This is a genomic window from Aliisedimentitalea scapharcae (assembly GCF_045277565.1).
GTDB classification, from domain to species: domain Bacteria; phylum Pseudomonadota; class Alphaproteobacteria; order Rhodobacterales; family Rhodobacteraceae; genus Aliisedimentitalea; species Aliisedimentitalea scapharcae.
Genome location: NZ_CP123584.1, coordinates 1,749,576 through 1,767,502 on the forward strand (window position 1 = coordinate 1,749,576; position 17,927 = coordinate 1,767,502).

Below are 17,927 nucleotides of genomic sequence, written 5' to 3' on the forward strand. Positions count from 1 at the left end.
CCAGAGCGAGGAATCGCCAAAACCTGCAATTTGGTAACATTTTTCAACTGCCCAATCAGGTGCAAACGGTCGCAGTTGAGTTAAGATACTGAAATCAATCAATTTCATTGATTACCTGTTAACGCTATAGACAGTTGATAGCGGGGTCCCGAACTGCTACATCCACGCTGATTTTAACGCCCTGCCGCAATGGCGGGGCTGACTCACGCCCCCGGACACGCCGTATTGGCGCCAACCGGGGCCAAATATCGGAAGGGTGGACGTGTCCGAACCAGCTTCGATTTCCGCAGGCATTGCCAAGCGCTATGCCACTGCGATCTTTGAGATCGCCAAAGAGAACAAGAACCTTGATGGTCTTGAAACCAGCATTGCCGACTTGGGCACTGCTTTGGCTGACAGCGCAGACCTGCGGTCCCTGATCACCTCTCCGCTGATTTCGCGCGACGAGCAGCAGGCCTCCATCTCGGCTATTGCCAATAAGATGAGCCTGGCACCCGTGATGCAGCAATCGCTGGCTCTGATGGCGCAAAAACGCCGTCTGTTTGTTGTTCCTCAGCTTATTGCCGTCCTTGGCGACATGCTGGCCGAGGAACGTGGTGAAGTGGTCGCCGAAGTGACGTCGGCGAAGGCCCTGACCAAGACCCAAGCCGACAAGCTGGCCAAAACATTGGCCGAGCGTGTTGGCAAGACTGTCACCATCAATGCGACCGTCGATGAATCCATCATTGGCGGTCTTGTCGTTAAGGTGGGCTCGAAGATGATCGATAGCTCGATCCGCTCCAAGCTCAACTCCCTCCAGAATGCAATGAAAGAGGTCGGATAAATGGGTATCCAAGCTGCAGAGATTTCTGCAATCCTGAAAGACCAGATCAAGAACTTTGGTCAGGAAGCAGAAGTGGCCGAAATCGGTCGCGTGCTGAGCGTCGGCGACGGTATCGCCCGCGTGTACGGTCTCGACAATGTTCAGGCCGGTGAAATGGTCGAATTCCCGGGTGGCATCATGGGCATGGCCCTGAACCTGGAAAACGACAACGTGGGTGTGGTTATCTTCGGATCTGACCGCGACATCAAAGAAGGTGACACGGTCAAACGCACCAACTCGATCGTGGACGTGCCAGTCGGCAACGGTCTGCTGGGTCGCGTTGTTGACGGCCTGGGCAACCCCCTGGACGGCAAAGGCCCCATCGAATCTTCGGAGCGTGGTGTTGCAGACGTCAAAGCGCCGGGCATTATCCCGCGTAAATCGGTTCACGAACCGATGGCAACCGGTCTGAAGTCGGTTGACGCCATGATCCCAATCGGCCGTGGCCAGCGGGAATTGATCATCGGGGACCGTCAGACCGGTAAGACCGCCGTTGCTCTGGACGCGATCCTGAACCAGAAGTCCTACAACGAAGCCGCTGGCGACGATGAAGGCAAGAAACTGTATTGCGTTTATGTCGCGATCGGTCAGAAGCGTTCGACAGTTGCTCAGCTGGTGAAGAAGCTGGAAGAAACCGGTGCGATGGAATATTCCATCGTTGTGGCCGCGACCGCGTCCGACCCGGCTCCGATGCAGTTCCTGGCCCCCTATTCGGCAACAGCGATGGCCGAATTCTTCCGTGACAATGGCCGCCACGCGCTGATCATCTATGATGACCTGTCCAAACAGGCCGTGTCCTATCGTCAGATGTCCTTGTTGCTGCGTCGTCCGCCCGGACGTGAAGCCTATCCTGGTGACGTTTTCTATCTCCACTCCCGCCTGCTGGAACGGTCCGCAAAACTGGGTGACGACAGCGGCAATGGCTCGTTGACTGCTCTGCCGATCATTGAAACCCAGGGTGGTGACGTTTCGGCGTTTATTCCAACCAACGTGATTTCGATCACCGACGGTCAGATCTTCCTGGAAACCGAATTGTTCTACCAGGGTATCCGCCCTGCTGTGAACACCGGTCTGTCGGTTTCGCGTGTGGGCTCGTCGGCTCAGACAAACGCGATGAAATCGGTTGCCGGCCCGGTGAAACTGGAACTGGCTCAGTACCGCGAAATGGCGGCCTTTGCTCAGTTCGGCTCCGACCTGGATGCCTCCACTCAGCAGTTGCTGAACCGGGGTGCCCGTCTGACCGAACTGATGAAACAGCCTCAGTATTCGCCGCTGACCAACGCTGAAATCGTCTGCGTGATTTTTGCCGGTACCAAAGGGTATCTGGACAAGATCGACGTCAAGGCAGTTGGCCGTTACGAGGCTGGCCTGCTGGCGCATCTGCGTGGCAAGCATCAGGATCTGCTGGACTTCATCACCAATGAAGATCCCAAGATCAAAGGCGACGCCGAGGATAAGATCAAAGCTGCGCTGGACGAATTCGCCGCTAATTTCGCTTAAGGGGGGACTAGGCAATGCCGAGTCTTAAGGACCTTAAAAACAGGATCGAGTCGGTCAAATCGACCCGCAAGATCACCAAGGCCATGCAGATGGTCGCGGCCGCAAAACTGCGTCGCGCCCAAGAGTCTGCAGAAGAGGCACGCCCCTATGCCAAACGGTTCAATGCCGTCATGGCGGGGCTGGCCGCTTCGGTCGGCGGCAGCGACTCTGCGCCCCTGTTGCTTCGCGGCACCGGGAGCGATCAGGTTCAACTGCTGGTCGTCATGACCTCCGAGCGCGGCCTTTGCGGCGGCTTCAACGCCAACATCGCCAAACTGGCACGCCAAAAGGCCGAAGCGCTGCGCGCTGCGGGCAAGACAGTCAAAGTTCTGACTGTCGGTAAAAAAGGCCGTGACAGTCTGAAACGCGATTTGGGTGACGCCTATGTCGGCCACGTGGATCTCTCCGAAGTCAAGCGCTTGGGTTATGCCAATGCGCAGGACATCGCGCGGGACGTTCTGAACCGCTTTGATGCCGGTGAATTCGACGTTGCAACGATTTTCTATGCGGAATTCGTCAACGTTGTGACCCAGGTGCCCACAGCGAAGCAGATCATTCCGGCGTCGTTTGACGCTTCGGAAGGCGTGGAAGGCGGATCGGTCTACGATTACGAGCCCAGCGAAGAGGCCATTCTGGCCGATCTGCTGCCTCGTGGTGTCGCGACCCAGATCTTTTCCGCCCTGCTGGAAAATGGCGCATCCGAACAGGGTGCCCGGATGAGCGCGATGGACAATGCGACCCGCAATGCGGGCGAGATGATCGACAAGCTGACAATCGAATACAACCGTTCGCGTCAGGCCGTCATCACCAACGAGCTGATTGAAATCATTTCGGGCGCTGAGGCGCTCTAAAAGACAACCGGAGACGAAACATGGCTAATGCAAAAGGCAAAATCACCCAGGTGATTGGCGCCGTTGTAGACGTTCAGTTCGAAGATTCCCTGCCGGAAATTCTGAACGCTCTGAACACAACCAACAATGGTAAGAACCTGGTGCTGGAAGTTGCTCAGCACCTGGGCGAAAACACAGTCCGTACCATCGCGATGGATGCGACCGAAGGTCTGGTGCGTGGCGCCGTTGTGACCGACACCGGCGCTCCGATCTCGGTGCCTGTCGGGACCGGTACTCTGGGCCGCATCCTGAACGTCATCGGCGAGCCGGTTGATGAAAAGGGTCCAGTCGAAAGCACGGGTAGCCGCGCCATCCACGGCGAAGCACCTTCGTTTGCCGACCAGTCGACCGCAACCGAAATCCTGACCACCGGCATCAAGGTCATCGACCTGCTGGCCCCCTACACCAAGGGTGGTAAAATTGGTCTGTTCGGCGGTGCCGGCGTTGGTAAAACCGTTCTGATCATGGAACTGATCAACAACATCGCAAAAGTGCACTCGGGCGTGTCCGTGTTCGCGGGTGTTGGTGAGCGGACCCGTGAAGGGAACGACCTGTACCACGAGATGATCGAATCCGGTGTTATCGTTCCCGATAACCTGTCGGAATCGAAAATTTCCCTGGTTTACGGTCAGATGAACGAACCTCCGGGTGCCCGTATGCGTGTTGCTCTGTCGGGTCTGACCCTGGCGGAACAGTTCCGTGATGACACCGGTTCGGACGTTCTGTTCTTTGTGGACAACATCTTCCGCTTCACTCAGGCCGGTTCCGAAGTTTCGGCCCTGCTGGGTCGTATTCCTTCGGCTGTGGGCTATCAGCCGACACTGGCCACCGACATGGGTGCCATGCAGGAACGGATTTCGTCGACCAAAAACGGTTCGATTACATCGGTTCAGGCCGTGTATGTTCCTGCGGATGACTTGACCGACCCTGCACCTGCGACATCGTTTGCGCACCTCGATGCGACAACCGTTCTGGACCGTGCGATTTCGGAAAAGGGTATCTACCCTGCCGTGGATCCGCTGGGTTCGACATCGCGTCTTCTGGACCCGCTGGTCATCGGTGACGAACACTATACCGTTGCAACCGACGTTCAGCAGATCCTGCAGCGTTACAAATCCCTGCAGGACATCATCGCCATTCTGGGCATGGACGAACTGTCGGAAGAAGACAAACTGGCCGTTGCCCGTGCGCGTAAGATCGAACGCTTCCTGAGCCAGCCATTTGACGTTGCAAAGGTCTTTACCGGCGCAGACGGCAAACAGGTTCCTCTGGAAGACACCATCGCGTCGTTCAAGGCCGTTGTGGCTGGCGAATACGATCACCTTCCCGAAGCAGCCTTCTACATGGTTGGCGGCATCGACGAAGTGATCGCAAAAGCCGAAAAAATGGCTGCTGAAGCGGCCTAAGGAGGGCCCTTATGGCTGATACCATGCAATTCGACCTGGTCAGCCCGGAGCGGAGCCTTGCTTCGCTTCAGGTGACCGCGGTCCAGATCCCGGGTGCCGATGGTGACCTGACAGCGATGCCCAATCACGCGCCGCTGATCACCACTCTGCGTCCAGGTATTCTGACTGTGGAAGGTGCCCAGGGAACCGAAAAATACGCCGTTACTGGTGGATTTGCGGAAATCGGGGAAAGCCTGTCGGTTCTGGCCGAACGTGCTTTGCCGGTTGCCGAAGTGACCCAGGATATCCTGGACAGCTTTGTCACCGACGCCGTGAACGCCCGCGACAACGCGACGCCCGAAATGCTGGATGCGTTGGCCAAACAGGTCACCGACATCGCGGCCATGGCCGCCGAGTTGGGGCTTCAGGCCAAAACCTGATCGTCCGACGGTGTTGAAAAAAGACAGGACCCCGCTGCAACAGCGGGGTCTTTTCGCATTTTGTACATTGATTTTTGGCGATTTTCCGCAATAGCTGGGTATAAGAGGACTGAGTATGAAGAGATTGCGCAATCCGCGTACTGGTATTGCCCAGGGCGATGTCGAAGTTTTTGCCGACTATGTAGACAATGGTCCAATGTGGACCGGCAGTGGTCCGCGCGAGCGGGTGAAATCAATTAAGTTTGATGAGAAATTCGCCACGCCGCCTGCAGTACAGGTCGCAATTTCGCTATGGGACATGGATACGGAAGCAGCCATTCGGGCCGAATTGGTGGCCCAGAACATTACTGAAACCGGATTCGAAATCGTGTTCCGAACCTGGCATGACAGCCGGGTGGCACGGCTGCGCTGTTCATGGATTGCTATTGGCGAACTTCCCTTTTCCGATGATTGGGATGTGTATTGAACATCTACCGGTGACGTGCTGCCTTTTGCGAATTCTGCCACGACCCGAACTCCTACAGGAGCGGTTGGCGGTTCGCATGACAAGATTTTTGGCAGGTATGTCCTTTCCGGCGTCACTATGACAGTTCAGCAAATGGACGTTGTGCGTTTTGATGGATGGCTGGCTCGGTCAAAGCGGGGGATCTGTTAGGCTGTGTCCTTGCAGGGTCGGCGTTGCGCGCCTGACCCGGCGATCCGGGCGTCGGGCGCTGAACGGGATCAGATGATCCCTGTTTGGGCCCGCCTTGGGCGTGTGGCGTGTCGCCAGCCCCAGAATCCCCGTGCCGCAGATCGCCAGATACCTGCGATAACCGCCGCGTTCAGGTGGTTTATGGCTGGTGGTCCCTCTCGGGGCTCTGACAGGCGCTGTGAGAGGCTGAACAGGTCCATCGGACTCTCTGCTGCCGATGGACAATCAATGCAGCGCCGTGAGCGGACAAAAAAGGCTCCGAACCATGTTTGGGTCGGAGCCAATGATCATACACCTGAACGGCCTCTTCAGCGGTTGTACAGGGCCTCATAAATGGGCGTCAGGGTCTTGTCTTCGAACAAAGAGGATACCGAAGTCCCATGCCAGATGTTCAGAATAGCCTGGGTAAAGATCGGTGCGGTCGGTACGATCCGGATATTGGGACAGCTTCGCACTTCGTCAGTGGGTTGGATCGAATCCGTCAGCACCAGCGATTTCATCACCGAATTGGACACCCGTTCGACTGCAGGGCCGCTCATGACACCATGGGTGATATAGGCGTGGACTTCCTTGGCACCATTGTCCAACAGCACCTGGGCCGCCTTGCACAGGGTGCCCGCCGTGTCGCACATGTCATCAACGATCAGACAGATCTTGTCGGTGACATCCCCGATCACGGTCATTTCCGCGATCTCGCCGGGTTTTTCGCGACGTTTGTCCACAATCGACAGCGGAGCATTGATCCGCTTGGCCAATTCACGGGCACGGGCCACACCGCCAACGTCAGGCGATACAACCATGATGTCGTTCATCTGGTCTTTGAACTGGGCCTGTACGTCCAGCGCAAAGATCGGGCTGGCATAAAGGTTGTCCACCGGAATATCAAAGAACCCCTGGATCTGGGCCGCATGCAGATCCATGGTCAGGATCCGTTCGATACCGGCACCGGTCAGCATGTTGGCAACCAGCTTGGCCGAAATCGGTGTCCGTGCCTTGGTGCGGCGGTCCTGACGGGCATAGCCGAAATAGGGGATCACTGCGGTGATCCGCGACGCTGACGATCGGCGCAGCGCGTCGGCGATGATCAGCAGCTCCATGAGATTGTCATTGGCCGGATTCGATGTCGGCTGGATTATGAACATGTCCTCGCCCCGGACATTTTCATAAACTTCGACAAAGATTTCGCCGTCGTTAAAGCGTTCGACACGCGCGTCGACCAGTCCTTGGTCAACGCCGCGATGAAGGCTCATGCGGCGGGCAATGGCTTCGGCAAGTGGAAGGTTGGCGTTCCCAGCAATCAGCTTGGGTTCGTTGAGCGTCGGCATAGGCTGAGATCCCCGGCAGCAATGACTATGTGACAGATTCGTGATGTTGACATCGCTTAGCATGGGCTTACCGTCTCGCCTAGTTCCAACCCGAGGAAAACACACATGGCCGATGTCGATTTCTACTTTTCCACGCTGTCCCCCTATACCTACCTTGCTGGCAACCGGTTGGAGGAGATGGCCGCCCGTCACGGGGCCAAAGTTACCTATAAGCCTCTGGATATCATGGGGTTGTTCTCGCGTACCGGGGGCACAGCGCCCAAAGATCGGCATCCGAATCGTCAATCCTATCGCACCGAAGATCTGATCCGTCAGGCGGCCCGCGCCGAAATGCCGCTGAATGTGAAGCCGATGTTCTGGCCGACAAATGCCGCACCGTCATCCTATGCGCTGATTGCGGCTCAATCTACCGGGGGGGGCAATCTGGGGGCGTTGTTGCAGGCGATTTCACGTGCTTGCTGGGCCGAGGAAAAGGATATCGCCCAGGATGATGTGATCAAGGACTGCCTGAGTGGAGCTGGGTTTGATCCGGGTCTGGCCGATAGTGGCCTGCTGGCAGGAGCCGAAACCTATGCCGCCAATCTCGAAGAGGCTGTCGAACGCGGCGTGTTCGGCGCACCATTTTACGTAACGTCTGATGGGGCCCATTTCTGGGGTCAGGACAGATTGGATGATCTGGCGTGGCATTTGGCCCGGACTGGCGCATGAAAGATAGGGACGCCGCGGTCCCGCAACCGCTTTTTGTGCGTTCCTTTGGGCAGGGGCCACGGCAGGCGCTGGCGCTGCATTGTACCATTGCCCATTCAGGAACCTGGCGGGGACTGGCCAGCGAGCTCGGTGACGAGCTCACGTTGACCACGCCCGACTTTCTGTCCCACGGCCGCAGTCCGGATTGGGACCGCGAAGGGACCTATCAGGACCGCATGGTTGCGGCCTGCCTGCCGTTCTTTGACCAGAAAATGGATTTGATCGGTCATTCCTTTGGGGCAACCGTGGCATTGTGTCTGGCTGTGTTGCATCCAGAGCGGGTGCGCAGCCTGACGTTGATCGAACCTGTGTTTTTTGCTGTGGCGATCGCAGATGATCCGATCTGCGTTCAACAGCACGAAAAGGACGCGGAACCCTTTACCACGGCTCTGACCAATGGGGACGAAGCGCTGGGGGCGCGCCTGTTCAACAGGATGTGGAGCACGGGGGATGCGCCGCGGTGGCCCGACTTGCCCCAGAGCACACGCGACGCGATGATCCGCGGGATACATGTGGTCGGTGCCAGCCGTGATTCAATCTATCTGGATTTGGCAGGGGTGCTCAAACCGGGCGTTTTGGAGCGTGTTACAGCGCCAGTCCAGCTGCTCAGGGGGAGCCTGACCCATCCGGTGATCGACGTCATCAACGAGGGCCTGTGCAGACGTCTGCCCAATGCCAGATCTGCCGTTGTCGAGGGGGCGGGTCACATGTTGCCAATCACCAATCCCCGTGAAACCGCGCGCTTTGTCCATGACCTGCTGAAGCGGTCAGCTTGATGCCTTGTGGGTCCGAGGTGATCAGCTGACTGTCCATGCAGGGGGCTGACGCGCGCCGATATATCCCGACGGAGATGGCACCGGCGGGAGGGGCAGCGTCGCCTTTTTAGTCAGAATTACAGCAAGCGTAGAAACCGGTCGATATCGGTTTCGCTGATCGACCAATCGCAGACAAACCGGGCCGTGAGCATCTCCTCGGAATTGTCTCCCTCCAGGTTTGCACCCCAGAGATGGTATTGTGCCCCGGCTGCGAACAGGCGTTCGTGGGTCGAACGGGGCAGCGCGGCAAACACCATGTTGGCCTGCGATTCATGCAGGAATTCGGCACCCGCCGTGCGCAAACCATCCACCAGACGGGCGCATTTTGCATTGGCCGCCTGGGCACATGTCAGCCATAGGTCGTCTTTGAGGTAGGCGGCCATTTGGGCGGACAAGAACCGGTGCTTTGAAAACAGATGAGCGCCCCTTTTGCGGCGCAGTTCAAATTCCCAGGCGTGTTTGGGATCAAAGAAGATCACCGCCTCGACGCCCATACACCCATTTTTGGTTCCACCAAAGGAGACTGCATCCACGCCAGCCTTCCAGGTCATCTCAGCCGGGCTGCAGCCTAGCGCCACCAGCGCATTGGCAAAACGCGCCCCATCCATGTGGACAGGCAGCCCGTGGTCCTGGGCAATTTTGGTGACGGCATTCAGTTGGTCCAGCGAGTAAATCGTGCCACGTTCGGTGACCTGGGTGATCGATACAGGTCCGCGTTGCGGACCGTGCACGCCTCTGGTCTCTTCGGCCTCGATGGCACTGCGCAGGTCTGCCGGTGTCATCCTGTCGCCGTCGCCCACCAGCGTCAGCTTGGCCCCGCCCGAATAGAACTCGGGGGCATTGCATTCATCTTCGTGGATATGGGCAACGCGGGTACAAAATACAGTTTGCCAGGGCTGGCTCAGCGTTGCCAACGCCAGAGAGTTTGCGGCGGTGCCGGTCGCAACCAGGTAGACAGCGGCCTCGGGGGCCTCGAACAGGTCCCGAAGACGTGCGCGCACTTCGTCCATCAGATCATCGGCACCGTAAGCCATGGCAAAGCCTTGATTGGCCTGGGTCAAAAGATCCAGAACCTGGCCGTGAACCGGGCCGGAATTGTCAGAGGCAAAAAACATCAGATCGGCTCCTCGATGATATGATCTTCCCACTCGTCCTCGGGGGTTTCGAATTCCGAAACCGTCAGGCCGCGCACCGAAACACCGGCCTCGTGGACGCTGTCGGATGTGCCGGTGATCAGAGGGTGCCAGCCAGGCAACGGCTCGCCTTGCCACAGCAGGCGGTAGGCACAGGTCTGGGGCATCCAATAGGCGTGGGTGTCCAGATTATCCGGCTTCAACACGATGCATTCGGGTACGAATTGATGACGAATATCATATTGAACGCAGCGACAGCTGTCATCGTCCAGCAGGCGGCAGGCAACGCGGGTCAGGGCCACTTCGCCGCTGTCCTCGTCCTCCAGCTTGTTCAGGCAACACTTGCCGCAGCCATCGCATAAAGCTTCCCATTCCTGCTGGTTCAGCTTGTTCAGCGGCTTGCGCTCCCAAAAATGCGGGGTCAGCCCGCCACGGTCGATTGGATCGCTCATAAGGTGCCCAGAATATCACGTGCCTTGGCACAATCTGCATCCATCTGGGCGATCAGCGCATCCAACCCGTCGAATTGCAACTCGGGTCGAAGGAAGTCGACCAGGGCCACGGACAGGGTCGATCCATAGAGGTCGCCGGAGAAATCAAACAGGAAGGTTTCCAGATTGGGGTGATCGCCGTCAAACATGGGGCGAACCCCCATGGAGGCGGCCCCGTGATAGCTGCCCTGATGCGGACCATCCAGCACGTCAACCAACACGGCATAGACTCCAAAGGCGGGCTGGTGCAGCCCGTCGATGGACATATTGGCTGTCGGAAATCCGAGCTCGCGTCCGCGCTGTTCGCCGCCGATCACTTCGCCTTCGATGCGGTGCCAATGGCCCAGCATGGCGGCCGCGTCCCGAGGGTGGCCCTGGCTGAGCGCGGTGCGGATTGCGGTTGATGAAACGGTGTTTTCCGACTGTTCCATCAAGGGAGCAATCGTGACACCGAACCCCATTTCTTTCCCAAAGCGTTTCAGGTCTTCGGCATTGCCACTGCGCCCCTTGCCGAAACAGAAATCGGCACCAACAACCACATGGGACAGCCCCAGGCCATCTGCGATCACGTCGCGGGCGAATCCTTCGGGGGTGAGGCTGGACAGGGCCGTGTTGAAGTTCAGCTCATACAGCCGCTCCACTCCCAGCTTTTCCAACCGGTTCGCGCGCGTTTCGGCATGCATCAAACGAAAGGGCGGGGCAGTTGGGGCAAAGAAGGCGCGCGGGTGCGGTTCAAAGGTCATCACACCCAAAGGCGCATCCGGGGCGGCTTTGCGCGCCAGGTCAATCACCGATTGGTGACCCAGGTGCACACCGTCAAAATTGCCAATGGCCACGGTGGCACCGCGGTCCTGGGGTTCGACGAATTGGTAATCTCGGATCGTACGCATGTGGCATCCGTAGCGCCAGAGCGCGGCCGGTTCAAGCAGGCACTTTCTCGACCGCGAAATGCGGGACGGGTGAACCCGGGATAGGGCGGTTCGAAACGCCAAGAAAAAAGGGCCCTGCAAGGCCCTTGGTTCGCGACTTCAAACCGCGTGGCCAAGCCGCCTTGAAGCGGCTTGGAGAGGGGGGGCGCGTCAGTCGAACTTGCGCGATGGTGCCAGAACCATGGCTTCGCCTGCGAGCACCTTCTTGCCGTCGACGGAACAATGGCAGTCCAGCTTGACCCGGCGTTTTGCCATGTCGATGTCCACGACTTTGACTTCGGCATAAACCGTATCGCCCGGGCGCACAGGAGCCAGGAATTTCAGCGATTGGCCCATATAGACCGTGCCGTGTCCGGGCAGCTGTTCACCGATGACCGCCGAGATCAGGCCAGCTGTAAGCATCCCGTGGGCAATCCGTCCCTGAAAGATCGTGTCGCGCGCATAGTCGTCATCCAGATGCACTGGATTGCGGTCGGTCGAAACCTGGGCAAACATTTCGATGTCTTCATCGGTGACGATTTTGCGCAGATAGCGGGACATTCCCATCTCGATGTCTTCGATGCAGATGGTTCCGCGCGGCAGGTTATCCAACATTCGACCCTCCAGGCTGATCGGGCTTGAAATTTTCGGACGTCATTTCGCCCGCTTCGGCAACTTTATTACTTTGCAGGTGCAGAAAATCAAGCTCTAATTATGTCAATGAAGATGACCTATTGTGTAGGTCGGATCGAATTTTTCTGTTTCCAGGTAGGCGTTTAGCGCATCTTCGTCAGGCTGGACCGAAGTTTTTGTCTCTCTGGCTGCAAGCCCCCCCGAGATAAACAGGGAATCAATGCCCTCTCCAATGGCACCAGCAACGTCCGTCAAAGGGCCATCACCGATGGCCAGGATCTCGTCATCGGCCACATCCTGACCCAGGGCCATCAGCCGGCGACGCGCCAGATCATAGATCGGTGGGTGGGGTTTTCCAAAGTAGAGGCTCTCGCCACCCATGTCGGTGTATAGCTGTGCCAGCGCCCCGGCGCACCATTCCCGGGTTTCGCCGCGATCGACGACCAGATCCGGGTTGGCACAAAGCAGCTTCATGCCTTTCTGTTTGGCATAAAGGAAATCGGCCCGATTCACGTCCGGGTCTGCCATCGGATCAAATGGGCCACAACAGACGATGCCTTCGGCTTCCTGCAGCGGCACACGCGTAATGTTGATGGGCGTGTCGATCACGTTCAAGGGCTCAAAGAAACCTGCATCCCGTTTCCATTCCCCCATGAAGAACACTTTGGTGCCAACTGCACCGGTGTACATTGCGGCCCGGGCGGAATCGCCGCTGGTGGCAATGGTGTCATAGGCGTCTTCGGGCACACCAAAGCTGGCCAATTGCGTGGCCACACCTGCACGTGGCTTCGGAGAATTGGTCACCAGCACCACGATGCCGCCCTGCGCCCGATATGCCTTGAGCGCCGCCACAGCTGCCTCATGTGCGCGCACCCCATTGTGAACACAGCCCCACAGATCGACAAACAATGCCCGGTAGCGGGTGGAAACTTCGGACAGGGAAGTGATGATCTGGGTCATGGTGAGCCTTTGGGCAAGAGAACTTGTGGTGCACAGCTATGCCAAACCCGACCGGCTTTGGCCAGTGGTCGCGGGTTTTTCCCGCCGCTACCATATGCAACCTGTTCTGGGTGCCTTTGCTGGTTGACTATGGTGCGATTATCCCTGCTCATTCGGGCAATTGAACGTAGGACGAATTGATGAAGCGATTGTTTGGCATCGTGCCGGGGTTGGCGCTGGCATTGGGTCTGGTTGCCTGTGGCCCGTCTTATGTCTTGCCCAGACCTGATGCGGCCCAATTGGACAGAGCAGCCAGAATTTATGCACAGGCACAGGCCGCTCCTCCGACCCGGATGTTAACCGATGCACAAGCCGAGAGCCGGTTTCGCCGGGTCGAAGCCCGGGTTTCTCCGGTGGCGATTGCCACCTGCAAAGAACTGGCGGGTCAATTGGATGCAACTGACAAGGGCGAGATTTTTTGCGGCGTTCTGCTTGGTATCGACACAGAAACCGATGTGCCAAATGCGGCCTTGTTTCCAATTCTGGATGAAGAAACACAGCAGGTCTATCCGGCCATCGTCGTGACGCAGGCGCTTTTGAAGCTGACCAGAAATGATGACGAGGCCGCCTTTGTTCTGGCCCATGAATATGGTCATCTGCTGGGGGGGCATATTCAAAAGCAATATCAACAGATCATGAGCGGGACAGTTTTGGGCAACCTTCTGGGCGGTGGCAACATTGGGGCGCAGATTGCCAGCCAGGCCTATTCCGGAAAATACGAGCTCGAAGGTGACGCATTTGGCACGCGGATCGCCTATGCGGCTGGATATGACCCCATCAAAGGGGCCCAGATCTTTGCCCGGTTGGCTGCAGAAGCTGAAAACAGCGGCGAATCCCACCCCGCCTTGTTCGAGACACACCCACCGGACGTTGAACGTATTGCCATGGTGCTGGCGACCTTGGCGCAGATTCAGGCGGGCATAGATCCGACGCGCAAGGTGTTGCATTGATCGCTGGCGTTACCCCAAACCAAAAAGGCACCCAATAACGGGCGCCTTTTCCATTAATGATGGGTCGGATCAGACCTTGAGATTCGGAATGATCTGCTTTTTGCGGCTCATGATGCCTGGCAGAACAACTGCGTTGCCATCAACCGTGGCACCAAAACTCTTTTCGGCGACACCTTTGACCACGTCGTTGGGCACCAGCAGCGTGGCCTCTTCTTTCAGGATGTCCACGACAAACAGCAGAACCTCGTCCACGCCATCTTCGGCGGCGACAGTCTTGAAGGTTTCCATCAGGCTGTCCTTGCGGTTCAGCGGGATGTCGGGCGCGGTGGTCTCCAGGACCGAAACGCGGAACTTGGTGCCATCGACGGCGTATTCCTTGGAATCCATACGGATCAGTTCAGCATCCGAAAATGCCGAGACGTCCGATTTTGCAGCGAACATTTCCGCTGCATAGGCAGTGACGTCAATGCCAAGATCGGCGGCCAGCGCCGCGACCACTTCACGGTCGCGGTCCGTGGTGGTGGGCGAGCGGAATTCCAGAGTGTCGGACAGGATACAGGTCAGCGCCGCGCCTTTGACGGCTTCGGGCATCTTGGCGGCGTCGTCGCCCATCAGGTCGTACATGATGGTGGCGGTGCAGGCCAACGGGCGGATGGTGATGTCGATCGGACCTTTGGTTTCCAGGCCGCCGACCAGCTTGTGGTGGTCAATGATGGCCTGAATATCGGCACCATTGATGTTGGCAGGCAGCTCGGCGGGGTTGTTGGTGTCTACAATGACAACCGCCTGATCATCCGCAACATCGTCGATGATTGCAGGTTTTTCCAGGTTCCAGCGTTCGAGCATAAAGGCGGCTTCGGTGTTGGGTTCACCCAGAAGCTTGGGTTCGGCGGGCACACCTTTCACTTCGTTCAGATACCAGGACCAGATGATGGGAGAGCCGGTGGAATCGGTGTCGGGGGATTTGTGGCCAAAAACTTGGGTAGTCATGCGAATGTCCTGTCTCGATAACGGGCGTTAACTGGGCGTTTCGCGCGCCTTATATGCGGGGGAGAGACGCTTGTCACCCCACCGATGCTGCGCTGCGGCGCATGGTCCGGGGCGACCTGTGATCGGGCAGGGGCGCATGGATCATGGGGGAATCGCATCCCCTCTGACGGGCGCACCCCGGTTGGGCGGGGCAGGGTGGTGCCATTCTTCACCAAGGCGCGCGTTCCAACCTGTAACCGCGGGCCTTGAGCAGGTTCAACAGGCCGGAGTGCCCCGGCAAATGGGCCGCACCGACGGCAACCACCAATGTGTCGCCCTGGGTGGCCAGAATACGCTTTGTCCATTTCAGATTGCGCGTGGTGATCAGGTTCTTGTCAAACCGTTGCCAATACCGCCGAAGCTCCTGATCTGAGGCGCGCGCGTATCGGCGCATGATCCAGCGTTGCAGGAGAATGGATTCCCAAACGGCTTCTTCGAAATAGGCCTCGACGACCGAGGAATCGTCAGGTTTGTCGGCAAGCATCATCTGCAATTCGATTTCGACATTGCGCACCTGATCCCGCAACGGCACGCGGGAAAAGGCAGCAAAGGATTCTCCAACGGTTTCCAACGCACCAATCGGGATCCTTTTGCGGATCGCATAGCGTTCGATCCGGCTGTCCAGCCCTCGGGTTGGACCGATCCCCAACATTGTGCAGGTATCGCTGATCAGGAACATCGAGGCAGCCCAGGGCTGAAGCGTATCGACTTTGGCCGGGTTCAATCCACGGGCGGTGGCCAGACGGGACAAAAGCGCCCAGGTGTCTTCGGTCAGCAGATCCTGAAGGCGGGTCTGGGCGGGCAACGTGAAATGACCCAGCTGCCGTTCAAAGATATTACCGTCCAGATCCTGATCGGTCACTTCGAACAGGGCGGCGTCCGCCCGATCCAGCACCGGGCGCAGATTTCGCATCACCCGAACCATCCGTCGGTCGCCGTCATGCAGGGTGCCAATGATGTGAATGCGTCGGCCCCCGCGCGTCGCGATCCAGTGATTGCCATAGGCAAACGGCACCTTGGCGGCTTCCCGTTTCAGGTTGGCCAGCTCAGTTGGAGACAGCTGTGTGCGATAATCAATTCCGCTGCACCGGGCCTGGGCTGTTCCGGCACCGACCAGTAACAAGAAACAAAAAGCAAGTAATTTCATACTCGAAGCCCAGGAATTGCGTCCCCTTACACCTAGGGCAGACAGGCCCTTACGACAAGCGCAGGATCATGTCGTCTGGCGATGGACAGGTGTTGAACCCGGATGGCGTTCCCCTTTAGCATGGCAATATGAAACGTGAACAGGATCTGTATCCGCCGATCAAACAGCTGCTGATGACCCAAGGGTATGAGGTCAAGGGAGAGGTGGGCGCCGCCGATGTGGTGGCCTGTCGCGGTGACGAGCCGCCGGTGATCGTCGAGCTGAAGATGCGGTTTTCGCTCAGCTTGTTTCATCAGGCAGTGGCGCGTCAGGCGATGAGTGATCTGGTATATGTGGCAGTGCCAAAACCCACGGGGCGCACAGCGCGCCGCGCGCTCAAGGACAACCTGTCGCTCTGTCGGCGGTTGGGATTGGGGCTGATTACCGTGCGTGCAGATGCGGTGGCCGAAGTGCACTGTGATCCGGGACCGTATGCACCGCGTAAATCCAAGGTGAAAACCGCGCGGCTGCTGCGCGAATTCAATCGGTTGCAGGGTGACCCCAATGCGGGCGGGGCCACCCGCCACGGTATCGTTACCGCCTATCGCCAGGACGCCCTGCGCTGCGCCGCCCATCTGGCCGAACACGGAGTGGCCAAAGGAGCAGCGGTGGCCAAGGCCACGGGAGTCGCTGCCGCAACACGGCTGATGCGGGACAATCACTATGGCTGGTTCGACAAGGTGGACAAGGGTCTCTACGCGCTGTCCGCGGCAGGAGGGGAAGGCTTGAAACACTGGGCCTATAGCTGGGAGAACCTCGCAGATGTTGAACCACGTGAAGGACAGCTCTGAAGCCATTATGTCAAATGCCGCGCACTGCACCAACGGCCGCTTTTTGGGGCTGTGGGAAATACAGAAATGCGCTACAGATCGAAGAGTACGAGCATTGATGCTGTTCGGGGAAAGAGAATGTATAGAATTTGACGCAGGTTGCAGGAGAGCTTCGCATTGATTTTGTCGAAGGTTCAGTCGCCCACCGTCTTCGGTTCGGCGGCGGTCGTGGTCAAGATTTAGCCAAGGCCATGGGGCTGCGGGGGGGTAAAACTCCCATGATTGTTGATGCAACTGCCGGATTGGGCCGGGACTCATTTCTTTTGGCGTCTTTAGGTGCGCAAGTCACTTTGATCGAACGCTCAGAGAAAATGCACGCATTGTTGGTTCAAGGCATGGAGCGCGCAGCAAGAGAGGGTGGTCAGTTTCGCGAAATTATTGGCCGCATGACCCTTTTGAAGGGAGACGCGCTGGATTTGATCCCAGAATTGGCTGGCGAAGCCATTCTGATTGATCCAATGCATCCTGAACGGAAAAAGTCGGCATTGGTGAAACAAGAGCTCCGTCAAGTCCGCGAGATCGTCGGCGCCGACGATGACGCTGCTGATCTCGTACGATTGGCGATCAAACATGCGCGTAAACGCGTGGTTCTAAAGTGGCCCGCCAAGGCTGCTCCTATTGAGGGCGTGAAGAAATGCACTCATCAAATTATCGGTAAAACAACGCGATATGATGTTTTTATGATAAATTAGGCGGACCTGGGAGCTATTGCAGACAATGATAGTTTCATCCGAATAGCGGACCTTGCTGTACAAGATCGTCCAGGGTTGCTATTTGGCCAATAGATTCAGATCACCACAACCCCAAACAAGAAAGTTGGTGTAACCACATGCAGGTTAGTGTTCGCGACAACAATGTCGATCAGGCCCTCCGAGTTCTAAAGAAAAAGCTCCAAAAGGAGGGGGTATTCCGTGAAATGAAGCTCAAGCAACATTTCGAGAAGCCTTCCGAGAAAAACGCGCGTCAGAAAGCAGAAGCGATCCGTCGTGCCCGCAAGCTGGCACGCAAGAAGCTGGAACGCGAAGGATGATTTGTTTCAACTCTTGATGTTGAATAATCAGGGCCCCCGAC

At 57.6% G+C, this 17,927-nt stretch carries 21 protein-coding genes; 13 read left to right on the forward strand and 8 right to left on the reverse strand.

The window, feature by feature from the left end:
• Positions 1-262 precede the first annotated feature (262 nt).
• The 6 genes from QEZ52_RS08170 (at position 263) to QEZ52_RS08195 (ending at position 5,582) form a co-directional block, all read left to right on the forward strand.
• Entirely contained in the window at positions 263-823 is a 561-nt protein-coding gene (locus tag QEZ52_RS08170; protein WP_406649310.1) for a FoF1 ATP synthase subunit delta, read from the forward strand.
• Complete coding sequence (gene atpA / locus QEZ52_RS08175; RefSeq protein WP_406649313.1) at positions 824-2,362, forward strand: F0F1 ATP synthase subunit alpha; 1,539 nt, start codon at positions 824-826, stop codon at positions 2,360-2,362.
• Positions 2,363-2,376: 14 nt separating this feature from the next.
• On the forward strand, positions 2,377-3,252 hold the full coding sequence (locus QEZ52_RS08180) for a FoF1 ATP synthase subunit gamma (RefSeq protein ID WP_406649316.1): 876 nt from the start codon (positions 2,377-2,379) through the stop codon (positions 3,250-3,252).
• 20 nt (positions 3,253-3,272) lie between these two features.
• The gene (gene atpD / locus QEZ52_RS08185; RefSeq protein ID WP_406649318.1) at positions 3,273-4,697 is read left to right on the forward strand and encodes a FoF1 ATP synthase subunit beta; all 1,425 of its coding nucleotides are present in this window, start codon (positions 3,273-3,275) and stop codon (positions 4,695-4,697) included.
• 11 nt (positions 4,698-4,708) lie between these two features.
• Positions 4,709-5,116, forward strand: coding sequence for a F0F1 ATP synthase subunit epsilon (locus QEZ52_RS08190; RefSeq protein WP_406649320.1), 408 nt, complete (start codon positions 4,709-4,711; stop codon positions 5,114-5,116).
• Positions 5,117-5,231: 115 nt separating this feature from the next.
• The gene (locus QEZ52_RS08195; RefSeq protein WP_406649323.1) at positions 5,232-5,582 is read left to right on the forward strand and encodes an H-type lectin domain-containing protein; all 351 of its coding nucleotides are present in this window, start codon (positions 5,232-5,234) and stop codon (positions 5,580-5,582) included.
• A 536-nt stretch (positions 5,583-6,118) separates the two neighbouring features.
• On the opposite strand, the gene QEZ52_RS08200 is transcribed toward QEZ52_RS08195, so the two are convergent.
• Positions 6,119-7,135: a ribose-phosphate pyrophosphokinase gene (locus QEZ52_RS08200; protein ID WP_406649324.1), complete on the reverse strand. Its 1,017-nt coding sequence runs from the start codon at positions 7,133-7,135 to the stop codon at positions 6,119-6,121.
• A 105-nt stretch (positions 7,136-7,240) separates the two neighbouring features.
• Between QEZ52_RS08200 and QEZ52_RS08205 the strand changes: the two genes are divergently transcribed.
• Both QEZ52_RS08205 and QEZ52_RS08210 read left to right on the forward strand, forming a co-directional pair.
• Entirely contained in the window at positions 7,241-7,843 is a 603-nt protein-coding gene (locus tag QEZ52_RS08205; protein ID WP_406649326.1) for a 2-hydroxychromene-2-carboxylate isomerase, read from the forward strand.
• Positions 7,840-8,658: an alpha/beta fold hydrolase gene (locus QEZ52_RS08210; protein WP_406649328.1), complete on the forward strand. Its 819-nt coding sequence runs from the start codon at positions 7,840-7,842 to the stop codon at positions 8,656-8,658. Before QEZ52_RS08205 ends, QEZ52_RS08210 begins: the two co-directional genes overlap by 4 nt.
• A gap of 116 nt (positions 8,659-8,774) precedes the next feature.
• Here the strand turns inward: QEZ52_RS08210 and QEZ52_RS08215 are convergent, their stop codons facing one another.
• From QEZ52_RS08215 to QEZ52_RS08235, 5 genes are all read right to left on the reverse strand, one after another.
• Entirely contained in the window at positions 8,775-9,812 is a 1,038-nt protein-coding gene (locus tag QEZ52_RS08215) for a threonine aldolase family protein (RefSeq protein ID WP_406649330.1), read from the reverse strand.
• Positions 9,812-10,282, reverse strand: a complete 471-nt coding sequence (locus tag QEZ52_RS08220) for a YcgN family cysteine cluster protein (protein WP_406649332.1) — start codon at positions 10,280-10,282, stop codon at positions 9,812-9,814. The genes QEZ52_RS08215 and QEZ52_RS08220 overlap by 1 nt, the downstream gene beginning before the upstream one ends.
• Positions 10,279-11,211, reverse strand: a complete 933-nt coding sequence (locus QEZ52_RS08225) for a bifunctional riboflavin kinase/FMN adenylyltransferase (protein ID WP_406649334.1) — start codon at positions 11,209-11,211, stop codon at positions 10,279-10,281. Before QEZ52_RS08225 ends, QEZ52_RS08220 begins: the two co-directional genes overlap by 4 nt.
• Positions 11,212-11,400: 189 nt before the next feature.
• Positions 11,401-11,844, reverse strand: a complete 444-nt coding sequence (locus tag QEZ52_RS08230; RefSeq protein ID WP_406649336.1) for a MaoC family dehydratase — start codon at positions 11,842-11,844, stop codon at positions 11,401-11,403.
• Between the two features lie 102 nt (positions 11,845-11,946).
• A complete protein-coding gene (locus QEZ52_RS08235; protein WP_406649338.1) occupies positions 11,947-12,822 on the reverse strand; it encodes a TIGR01459 family HAD-type hydrolase in 876 nt (291 codons plus the stop codon).
• On the opposite strand from QEZ52_RS08235, the gene QEZ52_RS08240 reads away from it, so the two are divergent.
• Together QEZ52_RS08240 and QEZ52_RS08245 are read left to right on the forward strand one after the other, a co-directional pair.
• Positions 12,821-12,949, forward strand: a complete 129-nt coding sequence (locus tag QEZ52_RS08240; RefSeq protein ID WP_406649341.1) for a hypothetical protein — start codon at positions 12,821-12,823, stop codon at positions 12,947-12,949. The two genes, QEZ52_RS08235 and QEZ52_RS08240, sit on opposite strands and share 2 nt — an antisense overlap.
• 52 nt (positions 12,950-13,001) lie before the next feature.
• Positions 13,002-13,811: a M48 family metallopeptidase gene (locus QEZ52_RS08245; RefSeq protein ID WP_406649344.1), complete on the forward strand. Its 810-nt coding sequence runs from the start codon at positions 13,002-13,004 to the stop codon at positions 13,809-13,811.
• A 69-nt stretch (positions 13,812-13,880) separates the two neighbouring features.
• Here QEZ52_RS08245 and QEZ52_RS08250 read toward each other — a convergent pair whose 3' ends face one another.
• Together QEZ52_RS08250 and QEZ52_RS08255 are read right to left on the reverse strand one after the other, a co-directional pair.
• Positions 13,881-14,801 carry a manganese-dependent inorganic pyrophosphatase gene (locus QEZ52_RS08250; RefSeq protein ID WP_406649347.1) on the reverse strand — a complete coding sequence of 307 codons (921 nt, stop codon included), beginning with the start codon at positions 14,799-14,801 and terminating at the stop codon, positions 13,881-13,883.
• Positions 14,802-15,009: 208 nt separating this feature from the next.
• On the reverse strand, positions 15,010-15,987 hold the full coding sequence (locus QEZ52_RS08255) for a TraB/GumN family protein (RefSeq protein WP_406649349.1): 978 nt from the start codon (positions 15,985-15,987) through the stop codon (positions 15,010-15,012).
• 128 nt (positions 15,988-16,115) lie between these two features.
• On the opposite strand from QEZ52_RS08255, the gene QEZ52_RS08260 reads away from it, so the two are divergent.
• From QEZ52_RS08260 to rpsU, 3 genes are all read left to right on the forward strand, one after another.
• Complete coding sequence (locus QEZ52_RS08260; RefSeq protein WP_406649351.1) at positions 16,116-16,817, forward strand: DUF2161 domain-containing phosphodiesterase; 702 nt, start codon at positions 16,116-16,118, stop codon at positions 16,815-16,817.
• Between the two features lie 128 nt (positions 16,818-16,945).
• Positions 16,946-17,548: a class I SAM-dependent methyltransferase gene (locus QEZ52_RS08265; protein WP_406649354.1), complete on the forward strand. Its 603-nt coding sequence runs from the start codon at positions 16,946-16,948 to the stop codon at positions 17,546-17,548.
• Between the two features lie 137 nt (positions 17,549-17,685).
• The gene (rpsU, locus tag QEZ52_RS08270) at positions 17,686-17,886 is read left to right on the forward strand and encodes a 30S ribosomal protein S21 (protein WP_040700433.1); all 201 of its coding nucleotides are present in this window, start codon (positions 17,686-17,688) and stop codon (positions 17,884-17,886) included.
• Positions 17,887-17,927 lie beyond the last annotated feature (41 nt).

Bases quoted from the DNA above. Each gene is read 5' to 3' on its own strand.
- atpA (WP_406649313.1), top strand. From the start codon at position 824: ATGGGTATCCAAGCTGCAGAGATTTCTGCAATCCTGAAAGACCAGATC.
- QEZ52_RS08180 (WP_406649316.1), top strand. From the start codon at position 2,377: ATGCCGAGTCTTAAGGACCTTAAAAACAGGATCGAGTCGGTCAAATCG.
- atpD (WP_406649318.1), top strand. From the start codon at position 3,273: ATGGCTAATGCAAAAGGCAAAATCACCCAGGTGATTGGCGCCGTTGTA.
- QEZ52_RS08190 (WP_406649320.1), top strand. From the start codon at position 4,709: ATGGCTGATACCATGCAATTCGACCTGGTCAGCCCGGAGCGGAGCCTT.
- QEZ52_RS08195 (WP_406649323.1), top strand. From the start codon at position 5,232: ATGAAGAGATTGCGCAATCCGCGTACTGGTATTGCCCAGGGCGATGTC.
- QEZ52_RS08200 (WP_406649324.1), bottom strand. From the start codon at position 7,135: ATGCCGACGCTCAACGAACCCAAGCTGATTGCTGGGAACGCCAACCTT.
- QEZ52_RS08205 (WP_406649326.1), top strand. From the start codon at position 7,241: ATGGCCGATGTCGATTTCTACTTTTCCACGCTGTCCCCCTATACCTAC.
- QEZ52_RS08210 (WP_406649328.1), top strand. From the start codon at position 7,840: ATGAAAGATAGGGACGCCGCGGTCCCGCAACCGCTTTTTGTGCGTTCC.
- QEZ52_RS08215 (WP_406649330.1), bottom strand. From the start codon at position 9,812: ATGTTTTTTGCCTCTGACAATTCCGGCCCGGTTCACGGCCAGGTTCTG.
- QEZ52_RS08220 (WP_406649332.1), bottom strand. From the start codon at position 10,282: ATGAGCGATCCAATCGACCGTGGCGGGCTGACCCCGCATTTTTGGGAG.
- QEZ52_RS08225 (WP_406649334.1), bottom strand. From the start codon at position 11,211: ATGCGTACGATCCGAGATTACCAATTCGTCGAACCCCAGGACCGCGGT.
- QEZ52_RS08230 (WP_406649336.1), bottom strand. From the start codon at position 11,844: ATGTTGGATAACCTGCCGCGCGGAACCATCTGCATCGAAGACATCGAG.
- QEZ52_RS08240 (WP_406649341.1), top strand. From the start codon at position 12,821: ATGGTGAGCCTTTGGGCAAGAGAACTTGTGGTGCACAGCTATGCCAAA.
- QEZ52_RS08235 (WP_406649338.1), bottom strand. From the start codon at position 12,822: ATGACCCAGATCATCACTTCCCTGTCCGAAGTTTCCACCCGCTACCGG.
- QEZ52_RS08245 (WP_406649344.1), top strand. From the start codon at position 13,002: ATGAAGCGATTGTTTGGCATCGTGCCGGGGTTGGCGCTGGCATTGGGT.
- QEZ52_RS08250 (WP_406649347.1), bottom strand. From the start codon at position 14,801: ATGACTACCCAAGTTTTTGGCCACAAATCCCCCGACACCGATTCCACC.
- QEZ52_RS08255 (WP_406649349.1), bottom strand. From the start codon at position 15,987: ATGAAATTACTTGCTTTTTGTTTCTTGTTACTGGTCGGTGCCGGAACA.
- QEZ52_RS08260 (WP_406649351.1), top strand. From the start codon at position 16,116: ATGAAACGTGAACAGGATCTGTATCCGCCGATCAAACAGCTGCTGATG.
- rpsU (WP_040700433.1), top strand. From the start codon at position 17,686: ATGCAGGTTAGTGTTCGCGACAACAATGTCGATCAGGCCCTCCGAGTT.